Genomic DNA, 18,254 nt, shown 5'->3' with positions numbered 1-18,254 from the left:
CATGGCTGTCTCATCCAACCCCTTTGTCCTCAGCGGTGCTCGTCCCCACTACAGCCCCGATCGCCCCGTTCGGGTTGAGCATATTTTTCTGGATTTGACCCTTGATCTGGCACAGCATCAGTGTTGGGGACACTGCCACCTACACCTGCGCCCCCTGCACCCCCACGTCCGGCACCTGCGCCTCAATGCTGTTGGCCAACGCATTCAGGGGGTGACCCTCCAGCACCAGATCCACCCCTTCACCTACGATGGCGAACACCTCGACCTTGCCCTAGAGCCGAATTTTCCCCTCAGCCCCGATCAAAGCCTACTGCTGACGATTGAGTACCATCTCGATCGCCCCCAGCGTGGCCTTTATTTTGTGGACACGACCCCGCCGCAAGCATGGACGCAAGGGGAAGACGAAGACTCCCGCTATTGGTTTCCCTGTTTTGACTACCCCGGCCAGTTGGCCACCTCCGAAGTGCGGGTGCGGGTGCCCCACGCCCTACAGGCCATTTCCAATGGGGAACTACGCGCCAGCTACCCAGAGGGCGATTGGCAGGTTTTCCACTGGTACCAACCCCAAGTTCACCCCACCTACCTGATGACCTTGGCCGTCGGGGACTTTGCTGTTTTCGACGATCAGTGGCAGGGTAAACCCGTCACCTATTATGTGGCCAAAGAGCGCGCTGATGATGCCCGCCGCAGCCTAGGCAAAACCCCCCAGATGATTGACTTTTTTAGTCGCATCTATGACTATCCCTATCCCTATCCCAAGTATGCCCAAGTCTGTGTGGCGGATTTTATCTTTGGAGGGATGGAAAATACCTCCACCACCCTGCTCACCGATCGCTGTTTGTTGGACGAGCGCGCGGCGCAAGACGATTTCCGCACTGAAAGTTTGGTAGCGCACGAGTTAGCGCATCAGTGGTTTGGCGATTTAGTGGTGATTAAGCACTGGTCTCACGCTTGGCTAAAGGAGGGGATGGCCTCCTATGCCGAAGTGCTCTGGTTTGAGGAGGAATACGGGGCTGATTTTGCCGCCTACTATCGCCTCGGAGAGTTGCGCAACTACCTCAGTGAAGATAGCGATCGCTACCGCCGTCCCATTGTTACCCATATCTACCGCGAAGCCATTGAACTGTACGATCGCCACCTCTACGAAAAAGGCGCGTGTGTCTATCACATGATCCGCCAAGCGCTAGGGGATGACCTGTTCTGGAAAGCTATCCAGACCTTTGTGAAAACCTATGCCCACCAAACCGTGGAAACGGTGGATCTGCTGCGTGCCATTGAAACCGCCACTGGACGGAACCTGCTCCCCCTATTTGACCAGTACGTGTTTCGCGGTGGTCATCCCGACTTCCATGTGAGCTATCGCTGGGAGAGTACCGATCGCTTAGCGGTCTTAACCATCAAGCAGCAACAGGTCACGGAGGGAGTGAGTCCCCTAGAGCGAAATCTCTTTGATCTGCGCATTCCGGTGGCGATCGGCACCGTTGAGGCGGGGGGCAACGTATCGCTGCAAACGCTCACCCTGCGGGTCTATGAACCTGAGCACACCTTTTACCTACCCCTGCCGCAGCAGCCCAGCTTTGTGAGTTTTGATGCCGGCAACCACACCCTCAAAACCGTGACCCTAGAGTACCCCCTCCCAGAATTAATGGCTCAGTTGCGCCACGATCCAGACGTACTAGGGCGGATTCACGCCGCGATCGCTCTGGGCAAAAAAGGCAATCTGGAGGTGGTCAACGCCTTGGCAACAGCACTAAAGGAAGAGCCGTTCTGGGGAGTCCGGCAGGAAATTGCCAGCGTCTTGGGAACCATCCGCCTCGATCAAAGCTTAGAGGCGCTCTGCTGTGCCCTTGAAGACCCCCAACCTCAGGTGCGCAACGCTGCCGTTGAGGCGATCGCCAGTTTTAAGAGTGCGGCCGCCTACAACCATCTCAAAGCCATTGCCAAGCACGGTGATCCGAGCTACCGTGTGGAAGCCGCTGCCCTCAAAGGCATCGGGATGATTGCTGCGGCTAAGCCCCAACCCAAACCCAGCCCCGAAAAAGTTCTCAAGCGGTTGCGCAGTGCCCTAGACACTCGCCAAGGGTGGAATGAAGTGGTGCGCTGTGGGGCGATCGCCGGTGTAGGGTACCTCAAAGAGTTACCAGAGGCCGTGGAACTGGTACTCAGCTATACAGCAGCCACGGTACCTCAACCACTGCGCCTTGCCGCTATTCGCACGCTGGGTGCCATGGGCGATCGCCATCATCCCCAGCTGCGCCAGATCCTCGAGCGTTTAGAGCAGTTGAGCCATGAAACCTTTTTCTTGACCCAAGTGGCGGTTGTCCAAGCCCTCAGTCAAATTGATCATCCCCGCGTATTGGCGATTTTGCAGGCTGTGGGCGATCGCACCAGCGATGGCCGCATCAAGCGACTGGTGGATGAGAGCATTGCCAAGCTGAAAAACGCCCTTGGTACAGATGAGCGCTTAAAAACCCTCGAAACGACCCTCAGCGACCTGCAAAAGGAAAACCAAACCCTCAAAAGTCGCTTGGAGCATCTAGAAGCCAAAACGAAGGCTACCCATGCCGACGCAGCAGCAAATTAGCCCCATTTACGCTTGCGGAGAATACTAGGGTGGGCATCCCTCCCTCTGCTACGATCAAGTCTTGGATCATCAATGAAGGCCGTACACCATGCTCCTAGACCTGTCGGGAAAACGCGCTCTTGTCACGGGGATTGCGAATAATCGCTCCATTGCGTGGGGCATTGCCCAGCAACTCCATGCCGCTGGTGCTGAACTGGCTGTAACGTACCTGCCTGATGAGCGCGGCAAGCTTAAACAAAAGGTTGAAGAACTGACTGCCCCCCTGAGTCCAAAGCTTGTATTGCCCCTCGATGTGCAGCAGCCCCAGCAGATCACAGATGCGTTTGAATCACTTGCAGCCGCATGGGGAGGGCTGGATATTTTGATTCACTGCCTCGCCTTTGCCCAAAAAGAGGATCTGAGTGGGGATTTTTCTGCGGTGTCTGTGGAGGGGTTTAACCTTGCCCTTGATATTAGTGCCTATTCCCTCATTGCCCTCAGTCGTGCTGCTAAGCCCCTAATGACAAGCGGTGGGGCGATTGTTACCCTCACCTACTTGGGAGGGGTACGGGTTGTGCCTAACTATAATGTCATGGGTATTGCCAAGGCCGCCTTGGAAATGAATGTGCGTTACCTTGCTGCGGAATTGGGCGCTCAGGGGGTACGGGTAAACGGTATTTCGGCAGGGCCTATTCGCACCCTTGCCTCTTCCGCCGTCGGTGGCATCCTTGACATGATTCACCATGTTGAGGCAACAGCCCCTCTGCGTCGCACGGTCACCCAAACCGAAGTGGGCAATGCCGCTGCCTTTTTGGCCAGTGACTTAGCGAGCGGCATTACCGGACAGATTCTTTACGTGGATTCGGGCTATTGCATTATGGGCATTTGACATACTCCCCATGCCTGAAGGCAGGGGCTTTACGGCGTTTTTTTGGTAATTTGGAGTTGGTGCGCTACAGTAGAGTCAACGAGTTACTTAGTGAGGCGAAGCATGGGTTTACTCGAACGGGTCGGCATGGCCGTGCGCTCTAACCTCAATGCCCTTGTCAGTGCTGCTGAGGATCCAGAAAAAATTCTGGAGCAAACCATCATTGACATGAATGAAGATTTGGTTAAACTGCGCCAAGCCGTAGCTCAGGCGATCGCCGCGCAAAAACGCCTTGAACAACAATATACCCAAAACCTGCAACAGGCTCGGCAATGGGAAGATCGGGCACGACTTGCCCTCAGCAAAGGGGATGAAGCCCTTGCCATGGAAGCCCTCAGCCGCAAAAAGACCGCTACAGATACCGCCGCTGCCTTAAAAACCCAAGTGGATCAAATGGGGGCACAGGTCAAAACGCTTAAGGATAATTTGACGGCTCTAGAGAGCAAACTGGCGGAGGCCAAAACCAAAAAAGAAATGCTCAAAGCGCGGGCTCGGGCCGCCAAAGCCTCAGAGCAAATCCATCAGGCGGTCAGTAAGGTAAGCACCTCCAATGCCATGGCTGTATTTGATCGCATGGAAGATAAAGTTCTGCAGATGGAAGCTCGCTCCCAAGCCATTGCCGAGTTGAGTGGGGATACGCTGGAAAGCAAATTTCAAGCCCTTGAAAGCAGTGCGGGTAGCGATGAGGTGCAATTTGAGCTGCTAGAAATGAAAAAACAACTTGGCTTATTACCAGATACCTCGCCAGCAGGCACGCTACCACAAGCGGTTACTGATACCAGTCCAAGAGCGTCCACCCCTCCTGCGATCACTGATATACAAGATGCCTCACCCAGTTCCGGGGAGGATGACATAGCATATCTGCGTGAGCTTCTCAAATGAATCAGTGCTAGGGGCAACTTCATACCACCCAAGCTCGCGAACAAACGGTGATTGGTCGCTGCTGTTCGCGCTAATTTTTTGGCGTTGCTGAATAGACGTATGACTTTCGGGTTTGAGTCTTTTGCCGCCCTCACCCTAGCCCTCTCCCAAAAGAGAGGGAACAAGAATCCTAGCTCCCTTCTCCCTAGGGAGAACGGTTGGGGATGAGGGAATTCATAGTCACATTGAGCAACACCGATCTTCTCAAGAGATAGCGTTAACCCTTGGTAGTTCAGGATACAAAAACCGATGACCAAAGACTGGAGTTATAATAGTAGTAGTGGTGTGGGAGTACCGTACTAAACTCCATTTCAGTTGTCTAAACCGTCTAATCATCCGTTTCTTGAATACGTTTTGGGAGCACAATTTCTTCCCATCTCAAAGCTCAGCTTGATTGGCATCATTCAAGAGTGCCTTTTGCATTAAAAAGCATTAAAAACCATTAAAAATAGCGATCGCAAATGACGCTGATTTGTTGCATTACTGAGGATTGTAAATTATGAACTGTACACGCTACACTGACCTCCCTGAGGTTGCATGGCATGGCTTTACGGGTGGCGATTGGGTCACGCGGGTGGATGTACGCGATTTTATTCAGCGCAACTATACGCCCTACCTAGGAGATGCGGCATTTTTAGCCCAGGCCAGCGATCGCACCCAACAGTTATGGGCAAAAGTGCGTGACCTGATGGCTCTAGAGCGGGAAAAAGGTGTGCTCGATGTCGATACCAGCGTTCCTTCCAGTATTACCGCCCATGCCCCCGGCTACATTGACCGCGATCTAGAACAGATTGTGGGTCTGCAAACCGATAAACCCCTCAAACGCGCCATCATGCCCTTTGGCGGTATTCGTGTTGTCGAAACCTCTCTCAACGCCTATGGCTACGAGCTAGATCCTCGTACCAAAGAGATCTTCACCAAGTACCGCAAAACCCATAACGACGGCGTTTTTGATGCCTACACTCCAGAAATGCGCCGCTGTCGTAAGTCCGGCATTATTACAGGCCTGCCAGATGCCTACGGTCGGGGACGCATTATTGGTGACTATCGTCGGGTGGCACTCTACGGGGTGGATCGCCTAATTGCCGACAAACAGGCGCAGCAAGCCTCCCTAGAACTGGACACAATTGACGAAGCGACCATTCGCCTACGCGAAGAACTCTCAGAGCAGATTAAGGCTCTCAAAGAACTCAAAGAGATGGCCGCCAGCTATGGTATTGATATTACCAAGCCTGCCAGCACCGGCAAAGAAGCCGTTCAATGGCTCTACTTTGGGTACTTGGCTGCAGTCAAAGAGCAAAACGGCGCTGCCATGTCCTTGGGACGGGTCTCCACGTTTTTAGATATTTACTTCGAGCGGGATCTGCGCCTCGGTACCGCCAGCGAAGCGGACATTCAGGAGTGGCTCGATCACTTTGTGATGAAACTGCGGATGGTGCGGTTCCTGCGAACTCCCGAATACAACGAGCTATTCTCCGGCGATCCAACATGGGTTACAGAATCTATCGGTGGGATTGGCTTAGATGGCCGTCCGCTGGTCACCAAGACTAGTTTTCGGATCCTCAATACGCTCTATACTCTGGGGCCAGCGCCTGAGCCAAACTTAACGGTGTTGTGGTCAGAGCACTTGCCGCAGGCATTCAAACAATTCTGTGCTCAGGTGTCCATCGACACCAGTTCCATCCAGTATGAAAACGACGACCTGATGCGTCCCTACTGGGGAGATGACTATGCCATTGCCTGCTGTGTCTCAGCAATGCGGGTGGGCAAACAAATGCAGTTCTTTGGCGCGCGGGTCAACCTAGCAAAAGCCCTACTCTACGCCATCAACGGTGGCCGTGATGAACAATCAGGGATGCAGGTGGCTCCCATGTTTGCCCCGATTACCGGTGACACCCTCCGGTGGGAGGATGTGCTGCCGCGCTTGGAACAAATGATGGCGTGGTTGGCCAAAGTGTATGTCAACACCCTCAACGTCATCCACTACATGCACGATAAGTACTGCTACGAACGGCTCGAGATGGCGCTCCACGATCGCGATGTATTTCGTACCATGGCCTGTGGTGTGGCGGGGCTATCGGTGGTGGCGGATGCCCTCTCGGCCATTAAATACGCTGAGGTGACGATCATCCGCAATGCCGAAGGATTGGCGGTGGATTATGCGATCAAGGGTGACTTTCCTAAGTACGGGAACAACGATGACCGCGTCGATAGCTTGGCCGTATGGCTGGTGGAAACCTTCATGAATGAGATCCGCAAGCATAAGACCTACCGTGATGCTGTGCCGACGCAATCGGTGCTAACCATTACCTCCAACGTTGTCTATGGCAAGAAAACCGGCAGCACCCCCGATGGCCGCAAAGCCGGTGAACCCTTTGCGCCGGGAGCCAACCCTATGCACGGTCGCGATACCAAAGGGGCGATCGCCTCGTTAGCATCGGTGGCCAAACTGCCGTACATCCATGCCCAAGATGGCATCTCGAATACGTTTTCTATTGTGCCCAGCGCCCTTGGCAAAACTCGCGAGGATCAAATTGCCAACCTTGCCAATATGTTGGATGGTTACATCCACGATCAAGGGTTCCACATCAATGTCAACGTCCTCAACCGCGAGATGTTACTCGATGCGATGGATCATCCTGAACTCTACCCGCAACTCACGATTCGGGTTTCGGGCTACGCGGTGAACTTTATCAAACTCACCCGTGAACAACAGTTGGATGTTATTAACCGCACCTTCCATGAACGCTTCTAGGCGCAGTTCGGCTTAGATTAGTGCTACATGTTCTACCTCGGTTGCGTGGCGATCGGGGTAGATTTTTGAGTCACTTAGCGTGGGGTTCTCCCGTTTGGGTAAGCTGATCTGTATCACTTGATGAACGCTATCCATGTTGGAAACCTGTCCCCGTTGTTCGGCTCGCTTAGGGTCGCCCCTTTCTACTGGACGCCAAGTGTGTAGCGTCTGTGGCTGGAGTTGCGTGGTTGTGGAGCGAGGAACGTCTTCCGCCTCAACAGCACAAACCAAAACAGGACTGGTGTTACTGTTGGCGCAACTCGGACGTTTAATACGCCGGTTTTTCCAATACCTGATCTTGCAAGTACGCCTGTTTTGGCAAGGATTAGGCGATCGCGTCCGTCGCCAGCGACAACAACCCCGCCAAAGTTTTGTAGAGCGTTTGGCTAACAAGCTGCAACGTCTAGAAACCCAAATTCCCACCGGCGACCCCCGCCAAGAATGGCTGACCCCGGAAGAAGCCTTCGAGCTGTTAGGCGGTCAGCTAGACAACCCCTACTCAAAGGTGAGTACCCTCAATGGCAAGCGTTGCATTGGGCTCTCTGCCTTTCGTCGTTTGGTGAATACGGCTGAGTATGCTGATTTTGGGTTTGAGTACTCCAGCGATCGCCGCCTCAAAAACCTACCTTACCTTCGCCGCCTCCCCCAGTAGCCTACAATGGGAGCACAGGTCTTGGCGGCCTTGGTATGGCACCCATGGCCGGAAACGTTTCCCAAGTTGACTAGGCACCTATGATGGAGTTGGCACTGAGTCGTCTGTGGACAGTCTCCCGTAACGTTTTTAACGAAATCTTCCGTGAGCGTATTCTTTACGTCACTGCGGTGTTTGCCCTAGGGCTTGCCTTAGCGGTCGTCATTCTGGGTCAGGTTTCCGCAGGTACTCAAGATAAGATCAGCCTCGATGTGGGAATGGCTGGGATTTCGCTGTTTGGTTTAATGATTGCGGCCTTTGTGGGGGGCAGCCTGCTGAACAAAGAACTAGAAAAACGCACCATCCTCGTCATGCTGGCCAAGCCCATTAGTCGTGCTGAGTTTATTATTGGCAAGCATTTAGGACTCTCGGCGGTTCTCTTTGTCCTTGTGGCACTGATGACCCTCATTCTCTTTGGCATTATGAGTATTAATCAGTTTGCCTACCCTGTAGGGGCACTGAGTTTGACCTCGCTCTATATTGCCCTACAACTCTCACTGCTGACAGCGGCAGCATTACTTTTTGGCAGCTTCACCAGTTCACTGATTGCCACACTCCTGACCATTGCCCTCTACTTTATGGGACACTTTAGCCAAAATCTGGTGATTCTCAGCCAAAAAATGGAGAGTGAGGCAGTGCGGCAACTCATGCGGTTTCTGTATCTTATCTTCCCAGATTTGTCACGATTAGATTTTAAGAATACCGCTGTCTATGGCATGATCCCGCCCTTGGGGGATCTGGTTGCCAGTGCCTTCTATGGCGTTATCTATACGGTGGCGCTGTTGGCGATCGCCACATGGATTTTTTCCCGCCGTAATCTCTGAGCCACTGCCGATGAGGGCAAACGGTATTGATGTCTGCGGGATACGCTGATTTCGAAGCAACAGTATAGAATACTGACAAGTGGACAGCCTGTGGCAAACCAAAGAGGAACCTGCTGTGCTCAATAACCCGAAAACGTCTGCCCTGCTTAGGGTGGTTGCTCGTCTTGCCCTTGGTCTGGGTATTCTGGTCATGAGTAGCGGTGTGGCAACCGCGCAGGTAGTTTTGCCGCGAACCCTTGAGCTGAATCCCAAAGAAATGGAGCAAAATGGCTTCATTGTGGCTCAAGAAGCCCTACAGCTTGCCCAGTTTCAGCAGTTTCAAGAGGCGCTCATTCGTGCCAAACTCGCGGTGCAGTTGGCACCCCAAGCCCACGAAATTTGGGCGTTACTGGGAGGACTTTACCTCACCGTTGATGAGCCGCAAGAGGCAGTGGTTGCCCTTGAGCGCTCCCTTAAACTCAATGATCAAAATCCGGGGGTGTATTTTAATCTGGGGTCAGCCTATTTTCGGCAAGGGCAGTATGCAGCCTCTATTCGGGTGATTGAGCAGGGGCTAGCCCTAAAACCCGATGCCACTGAAGAGTGGTTTAATTTGGGGAATGCCTACCTCAAGCTGGGACAGACGGATCGTGCCATTGCTCAATATCGGCGTTCGCTGCGTAACGATAAACGGTTTTGGCCTGCCTACACCAATATTGGTTTGGTGCTCTATGAGCAGGGGAATATCCGGCAGGCAGCTAAAAATTGGGAGCAGGCGGCGGAGATTGACCCGAAGGCCAGTGAGCCGAAACTAGCCTTAGCGACAGCCCTGCTGAAACTAGGGAATGAAGCAGAGGCGCTCAAGCTGGCGGAGGAAGCCCTGCGCCTCGATAGTCGCTACGGCACTGTTGATTTTCAGCGCGAGAATCTGTGGGGCGATCGCCTTGTTGCCGATACCCAAGCCCTACTGGCCAAGCCGCCCCTACGGGCACTGCTGAGCCAATTACAACCAGAGCAATCTGCCCTTCCTCAGCCCTAAGAATGATAGAAATTCGGCTCGCTGCTGCGGCAGATATACCGAGTGTGGCTCTGCTGGTTGCCTTTAGTTTTCACCCCGGGAATGGCTGGCAGGCGCTTTGGCGGAGTTTTGTCCAACTGGGTATAGAGCATGACCTGCGCGATCGCTGGCGGAGTGCTAGCCCTCACTATCGTTGCTGGTTAGCCATTACCACCACGCCCCAGCCGCTGTGCGTCGGGAGTGTTGAGCTTGACCTACGCCCGATCAATGGTCATCCCCAGCCCTACCTCTCTAACTTGGCGGTGCATCCTGACTACCGCCGCCAAGGCATTGGCCGCAAACTCTTGAGCACTGTTACTGCCAGTTTGGCGGCATCCCCTTACTCCTCGTTGTACCTTCACGTTTTGGCAAAGAATAACGCGGCGCGGCAGCTTTATCGCCGCTGCGGATTCGTCGTCATTGGTGAGGACACCACCGTTTGGGGGAGCGGAAGTTACTGTTGAGTCAGCCCCTCACGGGCGATCGCTACTGTCAAAATGCAGCGCAGGAAAACCTTACGGTAGGTTAGGGCTTGACTTCTCCCCTCCTTGAAAGAGAGGGGATTCCCAAAGGATGCTACGCAACGGGCTGAAGCCGCGTTGCTTCGCTTTTCCCTTGAGCTGTCACCCACAACTTAATGCGGGTGGGGGCAGTCAAAGACCCCCTACTCACCTCAAGCATTTCTGCTATTGGGACTACGTTTATGTTTCGGTTCGTGGTTTCGCGCTTTTCAACACTAGCCAATTCGATACGCTCAACATCCTGCCATTGCTTGCAGTGGTTTAGGCTTGCCGCCAAAGCGGTAGTGACTTACTTGCCGGGATTTCTCCGTACTAGGATGTTTCTTCGCGTAGTTGATACGCCTACTTTCCACGTCTCTAGTTTAACACATAGAGAGGGCTAAAGCCCCCTGAGTTGGCTGTATCCCCTCGCTAAAGCGGAGGGGTTTTAGCCCGCCCACATCACTCCTATAACTGAACCGCCCCGCAAGGGGGAACGACTGGGGAGCAGAGATACCTGTGTGATTTAAGCAATATATCGAGAACCAGACTGCTACTCAACAATTACTTATACCGACTTATACCGATACTTATACCGAACTGGCAGGAACCGAAACCAGCCAATCCTCGGTGTGGTTGACCTCCACTTCTGTGAGCCATCGCTGATAGTCAGCAACCAAGTGTTGCATGAGTCGCTGCTTAATGGTCAATAACACACTTTTTAAGAGGCTGTTGCCTGTGGCTTCAAGGATAGGTCGTGGGGTAAAGTCTAGTGGCGAGGGAATATCCACCCCCACTTCAAGATCTGCCACCCCAATTAAATCGGTGCCGGTGGCAGTGGCTTGGGGACGGAGGTAACCCTTAAGTTCTAGGTGAAAGCGGCGGTTGATGTAGTCCACACCGCGAATGTCGCAGCCTAAGGAGCGAAGTTGTAAACACCCCTCACTGGTGGCCTGAACTGCCAAATCTACCGTTGGCTGCAAGCTGACCATCAAAAAATTGAGGGGGCGCATTTTTAAGCGGAAGCGATCGCCCCCTAAGAACTCCACCCGTGTTGGATCCGTTAGGGCATACACCAGTCGCTGCGGCTGGCGCAGGTAGTGCTGCAACTGACCAGTCGGTGTATCGACGCTGAGGCTAACGGATTGACTGGCCCTAAATTTCAAGTACATAGCACACCCTGTGTTCGCTATTTATAATGTAACGAATTGTTAAGGAATTTGTCTAGGCGGCTGCTGCGAGGCGGTCACTCCACCCAGCGGGTTTGCCGCCCCAACCAGACCACGGGAATTAGACCCACCACCACTAGGGCAAGGGCACTCATGGCGGCTTCGGGCAGGCGGTCATCGGAGGCAAACCGGTAAACCTGTATTGCTAGAGTATCAAAGTTAAAGGGTCGGATAACTAAGGTGGCGGGTAATTCCTTCATGACATCTACAAAGACCATCATGCCTGCCGTAAAGAGGCCGGGCGCCATTAAGGGCAAGTGCACGGTGCGCAGAATATTAAAGGGCGATCGCCCTAGGGTACGGGCAACCTCGTCAAGGGATGGGCGAATTTTAACCAGACTGGCCTCAACGCTACTGAGGGAGACTGCCAAAAACCGCACGAGGTAAGCGTAAATCAGTGCGGCGATCGTGCCACTCAGAATGAGACCCACCTCTGTTCCCCAAAAGTGACTGGTGAGGTCATTAATGCGGTTATCTAGCCAGCCTAGAGGGATGAGAATACCCACGGCAATCACTGTCCCCGGAATGGCATACCCCATGCCGGCCACTTGGATGCCCCAGCGCACGATCACCGTTGGCACTAAGCGGTGGCTATAGGCCAACAGCAGCGCCAAGATTACCGCCAGCAATGCCGCAAGGGTAGCAAGTACTAGGCTGTGGCTAGCGTGCCGCCAAAATTCATCGCTGAGGTGTACCTTTTGGTAGGCGATCGCCAAGTACAGCAGTAGTCCTGCCGGTAAGAGCAGCCCAAAAAAGACCGGCAGTGCGCAAACGAACCATGCCCCTACCGCTCGCCATCCCCGTAATTTGTAGGGAATGGGGCGATCGCCACCGCGATTGTAGTAGCGTGCTTTCCCCCGTGACCACTTTTCCAGCACCAGTAGGGCAAAGACAATGACCACTAAGACAGAGGCCAACTGAGCCGCCGTAGTGGGTTCCCCCATGCCAAACCATGTCCGATAAATACCCGTGGTAAAGGTATCTACCCCAAAGTACTGGACGGTGCCAAAATCATTGAGGGTCTCCATCAGCGCCAAGCTGGTGCCCGCTGCAATGGCCGGACGCGCTAGGGGCAGCGCCACAGTCCAAAAACTGCGCCAAGGGTTGCACCCGAGGGAGCGGCTGGCTTCTAAACTACAGGTGGCCTGCTCGAGAAACGCCACCCGCGCCAGCAAAAAAACATAGGGATACAGCACCAAAATCAGCATAGCGATCGCCCCACCAAGGGAACGAATATTTGGAAACCAATAGTCGCCGTACTCCCAGCCCGTGATCTGGCGCAAAAACGACTGAAACACTCCTTCAAAGGAGAAAAACTGGGTGTAGGTATAGGCCAGAACGTAAGCCGGTGCTGCCAAGGGGGTCAGCAGCAGCCATTGCCACCAGCGTGCCCCCCAAAACTGGCAGTTGGTGACCAGCCACGCCGTACTCACACCGATGATGATCACGCCTGCCCCCACACCGAGCATCAGCCAGAGAGAATTGAGTAGATAGTCTGCCAGCACGGTCTCCGCAAGGTGCTGCCACGTATCGCCCGTATTCACAAACACTTGGCTGAGCACCACTAAAATCGGAACGGCAATGAGGGCAGCAATCAGCCAAACAACGGCATCCCAGCGCCGCAGTAAGGCCAGCGATCGCCAAGGGTAAGAGATCGATTTCAACAAACGGTTACCTCCCAACAACGGTACAGCGTAGTCATTGATGGCCTGAAAGCGTCAAACTGAAATCCAGCCATGGTGCTTGAGTAATGGTGGCACTGGTGGAAATGTAGTCCACCCCGGTCAAGGCAACCTCGCGCAAGGTATCACGGGTAATGTTGCCAGAGGCTTCAATTTTAATAAATGGGGCAGCGGCGCGAATATGAGCCACCGCTACTGCCATTTGCGGAATCGGCATGTTGTCGAGCATGATCACATCGACCTTGAGGGCGATCGCCTCGTGCACTTGCTCAAGGGTTTCCGTTTCCACCTCAATGGCGAGGGGAAAGGGGCTGCGTTGCCGAACCTGCTCCACGGCGGCAGTGAGACCGCCTGCGGCAACAATGTGGTTGTCCTTAATCAGGATTGCATCATCCAAGCCATAGCGATGGTTGACCCCACCGCCCACGGCCACGGCATATTTTTCAAGGATCCGCAGGCCAGGGGTGGTTTTGCGGGTATCGACTAACTTGGTCGGCAAATCAGCAATCTGCTGCGCGTAGGCATGGGTGAGGGTGGCCACCCCACTCAGGCGCATTAGGCAGTTGAGCGCCAGTCGCTCTCCTAACAAAATTGTAGGCAGGGGGGCACTCAGGCGAGCAACAACAGTGGGCTGCTCACACACAGCTCCCTCCGGTTGTTCATAGCTAAACGTAATGTTGGGGCTTAAGCGCTGAAATACCCGCTCTACCAGTGGCAATCCGGCAATCACTCCTGCCCTGTTCAGACGAATGTGGGCAGTGCCCCACTGATGGGTTAGGTCTAAGGCTTGAGTGGTGCGATCGCCCCGCCCCAGATCCTCCTGTAGCCACTGGTCGAGGAGCGGATCAAGAACACACCAAGGGGGTAGGTAGGCGGCAGTAGGCATCGTGAGAGAGCACTGAGCTTCAGAGCAGGTTGTTCTCTAAATTCTGTCACGGCCATTGCCCCCAAGGCTAGCTGAGATCGACTAAGACCCAGCCATGGCTACTGACTCTGTTTTGCCATGCCTGTCGTTGGCTCTCGAGGATGACACCGACTGCGGGGGTATTGAGGTGGTTGCGCCACAGGATCAAGGCATCTTCTTCAGGGTGCTCGTAATAGCGGGGACGGCGACCCACCACTTCAAACTCAAACTGCTGATATAGTCGCAGGGCGGATTGATTGCTGGCACGGACTTCAAGGGTAGCCCACTGGCGATCGCCCCGCTGATGTGCCAATTGCAGTAGGCGACACAGCAGTAATCCCCCAAATCCTTGACGGCGACACTGAGGATGCACCATCAGAAGCACAATATGTAGCTCATCGCCAATCCCCCAACTCACCCCACAGCCCCACACCTGATCCAGCGTAGCCACGACCAGCACCGTATGCTGTGGCCGGTTCAATTCCTGCTCGTAGCTCTGGCGCGACCAAAAGCCCCCCAAGCAACACTGATCCAGTTGGACAATGCTATCCAGATCCTTAATAGCTAAGGGGCGTAATTCTAATGCTGAGGGTTCGATTAGCACAAAATCAGGATGCTATTATCGATTAAGGTTTACACGAGCAATGGTCATGGCCGAAGAGACCCCCACCAAACCCGAAAAAAAAGAAAAGCCACCAGCGGTTGAAGATAAACCCTTCCCAGAATTTATCAATGAGGCCTTCTTGCCAGCCTTGACGCAAGCCCTAGCGGACAAGGTAACAGATCTAACACTTCGGCTTGAGGATACCACGGTTGTTGGGGAATGGGGTAATCAGGCGCACCAATTTCGGCTCTACTTCCTCGATGGCAATATTCAGGGAGCAAAGGCTTTTGTCTGTAGTAACTACGGCATTGCGCCGAGTACCATTGAGCCATTTTTAGCAGATGAGCGCAAAGTCACCCTTGATCTACTGGTGTTTGGGGTGGTTCAGCGCCTCAACGCCCAAAAGTGGCTAGGGGGCAACTAAGAGATGGCAACTGCTATCCACGTGGGCGATCGCGCCCCCGACTTTGAGCTTCTGGCGGCCAATGGCCAAACCGTTAGGCTCTCAGACTTTCGAGGAAACAAAAACGTTGTCCTCTACTTTTATCCGGCTTCAGAAACTCCCGGCTGCACGGTGCAAGCCTGTGGATTCCGGGATGCTTACAGCCAATTCCAAGCTCTGGGTGCCGAAGTCATTGGCATTAGTGGCGACCCCCTCGATAAACAAACCGGCTTTCAGAGCCATCATCACCTCCCCTTTTTAGTCCTCAGTGATCCGGACAACAAGGTGCGGCAGACCTACGGTGCCTCCACCCTGTTTGGCTTATTTCCAGGACGGGTCACCTACGTCATCGATAAGAACGGCATTGTGCGCTATATCTTTGACTCCATGTTTAATGTCAAGGAACACATTGACAGTGCCCTCAAGATCCTCCGCACCCTAGAGGCAACACCAGCCTAGGGTGATACCGATCACCAGCCATCAGTTAGCAATCTCACCGCCCTTAGCAGCGCCACCTCACAGAGCGCTTCCCAAAATAGCCTTATGGTGAAAACGTGTCATTGGTTCAACAAGGAAACAAACCCATGCGTCACGTTGTCACACTTGTTCCCGCCGTTGCCCTAGCCCTCTTGCCGCTGACCATGGGGGCATTACCCTTGCTCAGTCTGCCCCTATCGTTGTGAGTCAGGCAAATAGCTTAGCTGCACGGCTGCGGGCCAACCTTCCTAATCGTGGTGCTCCCGGTAGCCGCTTTGGCGGGGCGACCCGCGGAAGCTGTGTGATGGGAAACCAGCGCTTAACGGCGCTCTTGCCCAGTACCAACCTAGGGCAAACCGCTGTTGCCAAGCCGACGTTCTTTGTGTTTGTGCCCACCAGTACGGCTAGCCAAGGGGAATTGGTGATCACAGATCCCCAGAACCGCGACGTTAGCACAACCGTTGTGAGGTTACCAGCGCAACCAGGGATTTTAGCCCTACAGCCCACCGTAGAGCTGAACCCAGGTCAAGACTATCGCTGGTCGTTTACGCTCCTGTGTGGTGCGGATGCAGATGATCCCTCGGCGATGGTGTCAGTGAGTGGGGTGGTGGAGCGAATTCAGCCCAGTACTGACTTAGCAAAAAAGCTGGCAGCCAATAATGTCGGCGATCGCCTCAGTGCTGCCGTCGATGCGGGTCTCTGGTACGAAACCTTAGCCATTCTTGCGGATCTACAACGGCAAATGACCACCAAGGATATGGCGCGCAGTGAGTGGCAGGCGGTTCTCAGTGCCGTTGGCCTAGAGGCGATCGCCCACGCTCCCCTTGTACAATAGGATCAATGAGTTAGCGCGGTGGTTGCGGGAGTGACCCACTCCTGAGGAAAGTCCGGGCTTCCGAAAGACCAAGCTTGCTGGGTAACGCCCAGTGCGGGTGACCGCGAGGAAAGTGCCACAGAAATATACCGCCGATGGAGGGAAACCTCACAGGTAAGGGTGCAACGGTGCGGTAAGAGCGCACCAGCAACATCGAGAGGTGTTGGCTCGGTAAACCCCGGCTGGAAGCAAGGTGTGCTAGCGCTAAAGAACCAGGGTTGGTCTTTTCCCCAGTTCTTGGCTAGCCAGAGCCGCTAGAGGCACTTGGTAACAGGTGTCCCAGATAGATAACCCCCTTTGAACAGAACCCGGCTTACGTCTAACTCATCTTCTTCACGCCCAAAGAAATGCGGCCAAGGGAGCAGGTACCGGAAAAATAATCAGGAGCAGCAGCACCAGTGCCATCAGGCCAAACCCATCACGCCAGTTGTCGAGTTCACTGACATCATTCAACGCTGGTTCATCAAAGGCGGGCAGAAAAAAGAGAATCAGTGCCCACACAAAGAGCCACGGCTGAATAAAGGATAAAATCAGTACTAACAATCGACTAACTTGGCCAATGATTGCTCCTGCCCGATGGCCATACATCGCATGAACCATGTGGCCGCCATCTAACTGTCCCACCGGCATGAGGTTCAAGGCTGTGACCACTAACCCCAGCACCCCGGCGATCGCTAGGGGATGCAACTGCAAAACACTGTCGTTGGTTAGGGCACGGCCAAACACCGCCTTGGCAATCAGGGCAAAAAGAATCGAGATGCGTGGGTTAAACACCTGTGGGTTCAGGGATGGTTCGTTGGCATTGGCAGGTAGCTGAACAATTTCCGACTGGTGCAACCCCCAAATCAGTAGCGGCAGAGTGACCAAGAAGCCTGCCACCGGCCCTGCCACACTAATATCAAAAAGGGCGCGCCGATGGGGGATGGGCGATCGCATCTGGATAAAGGCACCAAGGGTTCCCATGGCAAACGGCAGGGGAATAAAGTAGGGCAACGTGGCCTTGACTCGATAGTAAAGCGCCGCGGTGAAGTGCCCCAGCTCATGAATCCCCAAAATCAAGAGCAGACCAATACTGTAGGGCAACCCCTGCCAGAGCAGCTCAGGATTCTGCCGTAGTTCCGCTGCGCTCACGTCTGGCGCTACCAACGCTAAACCCGCTAGGGTCGTCGTCAAAAAGGTTAAGGCCAGTAAGCCAAGACTCAGCCCCGGTCGCCACAGTTGCTGCGGCTGTGGCAGGCGATCGCGGGGCACTAGGGCAAAAAAGGGTTTGTTGCTGATGCCCATCTGAAACATTACTAAAAAGCGATCGCCAAAACGTTGGGCAATGTTGCGCTCCACCGTTTGATACACCTTGTTAGCATCTCCGCGCATTTGCCCACGACAAATCACCGCCTGCGGGCGATACTCAATGTGCTGGAGATAATAAATGCCCCACGGAAAACAACTCTGGAGCTGCGCTTCCTCATCTCGATTCAACAGCCGTGCTGGCTCCTCAGGAACCGTGGGCAAGCTAGGGGCGGGTGTCGCTGGGGCTAAGGCCTGCTGCCCCCGGCGTAAAAGAATGAGGTACAGAAACGAACTAGTGACAAAGACCACAATGAGCCACCCCGATGGAACTGGGGTATTGCCATACAGTGCCATCCAACCCGCTATAAAAAATGCTGGTAGCATGAGAACCAGCCAGAGCAACCACCAAGGGGTTTGACTCAGCCGAGCGGTACCTTGGCGCACGATCAACAGCAAAATCAAACCCAATACAATGAGGGATATCCATGTCATACGTTG

At 54.1% G+C, this 18,254-nt stretch carries 16 protein-coding genes and 1 other RNA gene; 12 read left to right on the top strand and 5 right to left on the bottom strand.

Going from position 1 to position 18,254, the window contains the following annotated elements:
• Window position 1: 1 nt before the first annotated feature.
• The 8 genes from BRW62_RS04435 (at window position 2) to BRW62_RS04400 (ending at window position 10,221) form a co-directional block, all read left to right on the top strand.
• The gene (locus tag BRW62_RS04435) at window positions 2-2,584 is read left to right on the top strand and encodes a M1 family metallopeptidase (protein ID WP_099799829.1); all 2,583 of its coding nucleotides are present in this window, start codon (window positions 2-4) and stop codon (window positions 2,582-2,584) included.
• 88 nt (window positions 2,585-2,672) lie between these two features.
• Entirely contained in the window at window positions 2,673-3,452 is a 780-nt protein-coding gene (gene fabI, locus BRW62_RS04430; RefSeq protein ID WP_099798447.1) for an enoyl-ACP reductase FabI, read from the top strand.
• 102 nt (window positions 3,453-3,554) lie between these two features.
• Window positions 3,555-4,373 carry a PspA/IM30 family protein gene (locus BRW62_RS04425; RefSeq protein ID WP_099798446.1) on the top strand — a complete coding sequence of 273 codons (819 nt, stop codon included), beginning with the start codon at window positions 3,555-3,557 and terminating at the stop codon, window positions 4,371-4,373.
• A gap of 538 nt (window positions 4,374-4,911) precedes the next feature.
• Window positions 4,912-7,167, top strand: a complete 2,256-nt coding sequence (gene pflB / locus BRW62_RS04420) for a formate C-acetyltransferase (RefSeq protein ID WP_099798445.1) — start codon at window positions 4,912-4,914, stop codon at window positions 7,165-7,167.
• 133 nt (window positions 7,168-7,300) lie between these two features.
• Complete coding sequence (locus BRW62_RS04415) at window positions 7,301-7,858, top strand: hypothetical protein (RefSeq protein ID WP_099798444.1); 558 nt, start codon at window positions 7,301-7,303, stop codon at window positions 7,856-7,858.
• A gap of 80 nt (window positions 7,859-7,938) precedes the next feature.
• Window positions 7,939-8,721 (top strand): ABC transporter permease, encoded by a 783-nt coding sequence (locus BRW62_RS04410; RefSeq protein ID WP_099798443.1) that lies wholly within the window; start codon window positions 7,939-7,941, stop codon window positions 8,719-8,721.
• A gap of 79 nt (window positions 8,722-8,800) precedes the next feature.
• A complete protein-coding gene (locus BRW62_RS04405) occupies window positions 8,801-9,739 on the top strand; it encodes a tetratricopeptide repeat protein (protein ID WP_227517568.1) in 939 nt (312 codons plus the stop codon).
• A 2-nt stretch (window positions 9,740-9,741) separates the two neighbouring features.
• On the top strand, window positions 9,742-10,221 hold the full coding sequence (locus BRW62_RS04400; protein ID WP_227517567.1) for a GNAT family N-acetyltransferase: 480 nt from the start codon (window positions 9,742-9,744) through the stop codon (window positions 10,219-10,221).
• A gap of 626 nt (window positions 10,222-10,847) precedes the next feature.
• Here the strand turns inward: BRW62_RS04400 and BRW62_RS04395 are convergent.
• From BRW62_RS04395 to rimI, 4 genes are all read right to left on the bottom strand, one after another.
• Window positions 10,848-11,429, bottom strand: coding sequence for a DUF1997 domain-containing protein (locus tag BRW62_RS04395; RefSeq protein ID WP_099798442.1), 582 nt, complete (start codon window positions 11,427-11,429; stop codon window positions 10,848-10,850).
• A gap of 74 nt (window positions 11,430-11,503) precedes the next feature.
• Window positions 11,504-13,150 (bottom strand): ABC transporter permease, encoded by a 1,647-nt coding sequence (locus tag BRW62_RS04390; RefSeq protein ID WP_198406157.1) that lies wholly within the window; start codon window positions 13,148-13,150, stop codon window positions 11,504-11,506.
• 34 nt (window positions 13,151-13,184) lie between these two features.
• Window positions 13,185-14,054 (bottom strand): carboxylating nicotinate-nucleotide diphosphorylase, encoded by an 870-nt coding sequence (gene nadC, locus BRW62_RS04385; RefSeq protein ID WP_099798440.1) that lies wholly within the window; start codon window positions 14,052-14,054, stop codon window positions 13,185-13,187.
• Between the two features lie 67 nt (window positions 14,055-14,121).
• Window positions 14,122-14,676: a ribosomal protein S18-alanine N-acetyltransferase gene (gene rimI, locus BRW62_RS04380; RefSeq protein ID WP_198406156.1), complete on the bottom strand. Its 555-nt coding sequence runs from the start codon at window positions 14,674-14,676 to the stop codon at window positions 14,122-14,124.
• Between the two features lie 46 nt (window positions 14,677-14,722).
• On the opposite strand from rimI, the gene BRW62_RS04375 reads away from it, so the two are divergent.
• The 4 genes from BRW62_RS04375 (at window position 14,723) to rnpB (ending at window position 16,800) form a co-directional block, all read left to right on the top strand.
• Complete coding sequence (locus tag BRW62_RS04375; protein ID WP_099799827.1) at window positions 14,723-15,100, top strand: DUF2996 domain-containing protein; 378 nt, start codon at window positions 14,723-14,725, stop codon at window positions 15,098-15,100.
• A 3-nt stretch (window positions 15,101-15,103) separates the two neighbouring features.
• Window positions 15,104-15,577: a peroxiredoxin gene (locus BRW62_RS04370; RefSeq protein WP_099798439.1), complete on the top strand. Its 474-nt coding sequence runs from the start codon at window positions 15,104-15,106 to the stop codon at window positions 15,575-15,577.
• A 220-nt stretch (window positions 15,578-15,797) separates the two neighbouring features.
• Window positions 15,798-16,430 (top strand): DUF928 domain-containing protein, encoded by a 633-nt coding sequence (locus BRW62_RS04365; RefSeq protein ID WP_099798438.1) that lies wholly within the window; start codon window positions 15,798-15,800, stop codon window positions 16,428-16,430.
• 6 nt (window positions 16,431-16,436) lie between these two features.
• Window positions 16,437-16,800: RNase P RNA component class A (rnpB, locus tag BRW62_RS04360), an RNA gene on the top strand.
• 2 nt (window positions 16,801-16,802) lie between these two features.
• On the opposite strand, the gene BRW62_RS04355 is transcribed toward rnpB, so the two are convergent.
• Window positions 16,803-18,248 (bottom strand): site-2 protease family protein, encoded by a 1,446-nt coding sequence (locus BRW62_RS04355; RefSeq protein WP_099798437.1) that lies wholly within the window; start codon window positions 18,246-18,248, stop codon window positions 16,803-16,805.
• Between the last annotated feature and the right edge of the window lie 6 nt (window positions 18,249-18,254).

This window comes from Thermostichus lividus PCC 6715 (genome assembly GCF_002754935.1).
Taxonomy (GTDB): domain Bacteria; phylum Cyanobacteriota; class Cyanobacteriia; order Thermosynechococcales; family Thermosynechococcaceae; genus Thermosynechococcus; species Thermosynechococcus lividus.
The sequence above is the reverse complement of the archived record's forward strand: the minus strand, read 5'-3'. Positions and strand labels throughout refer to the sequence as shown.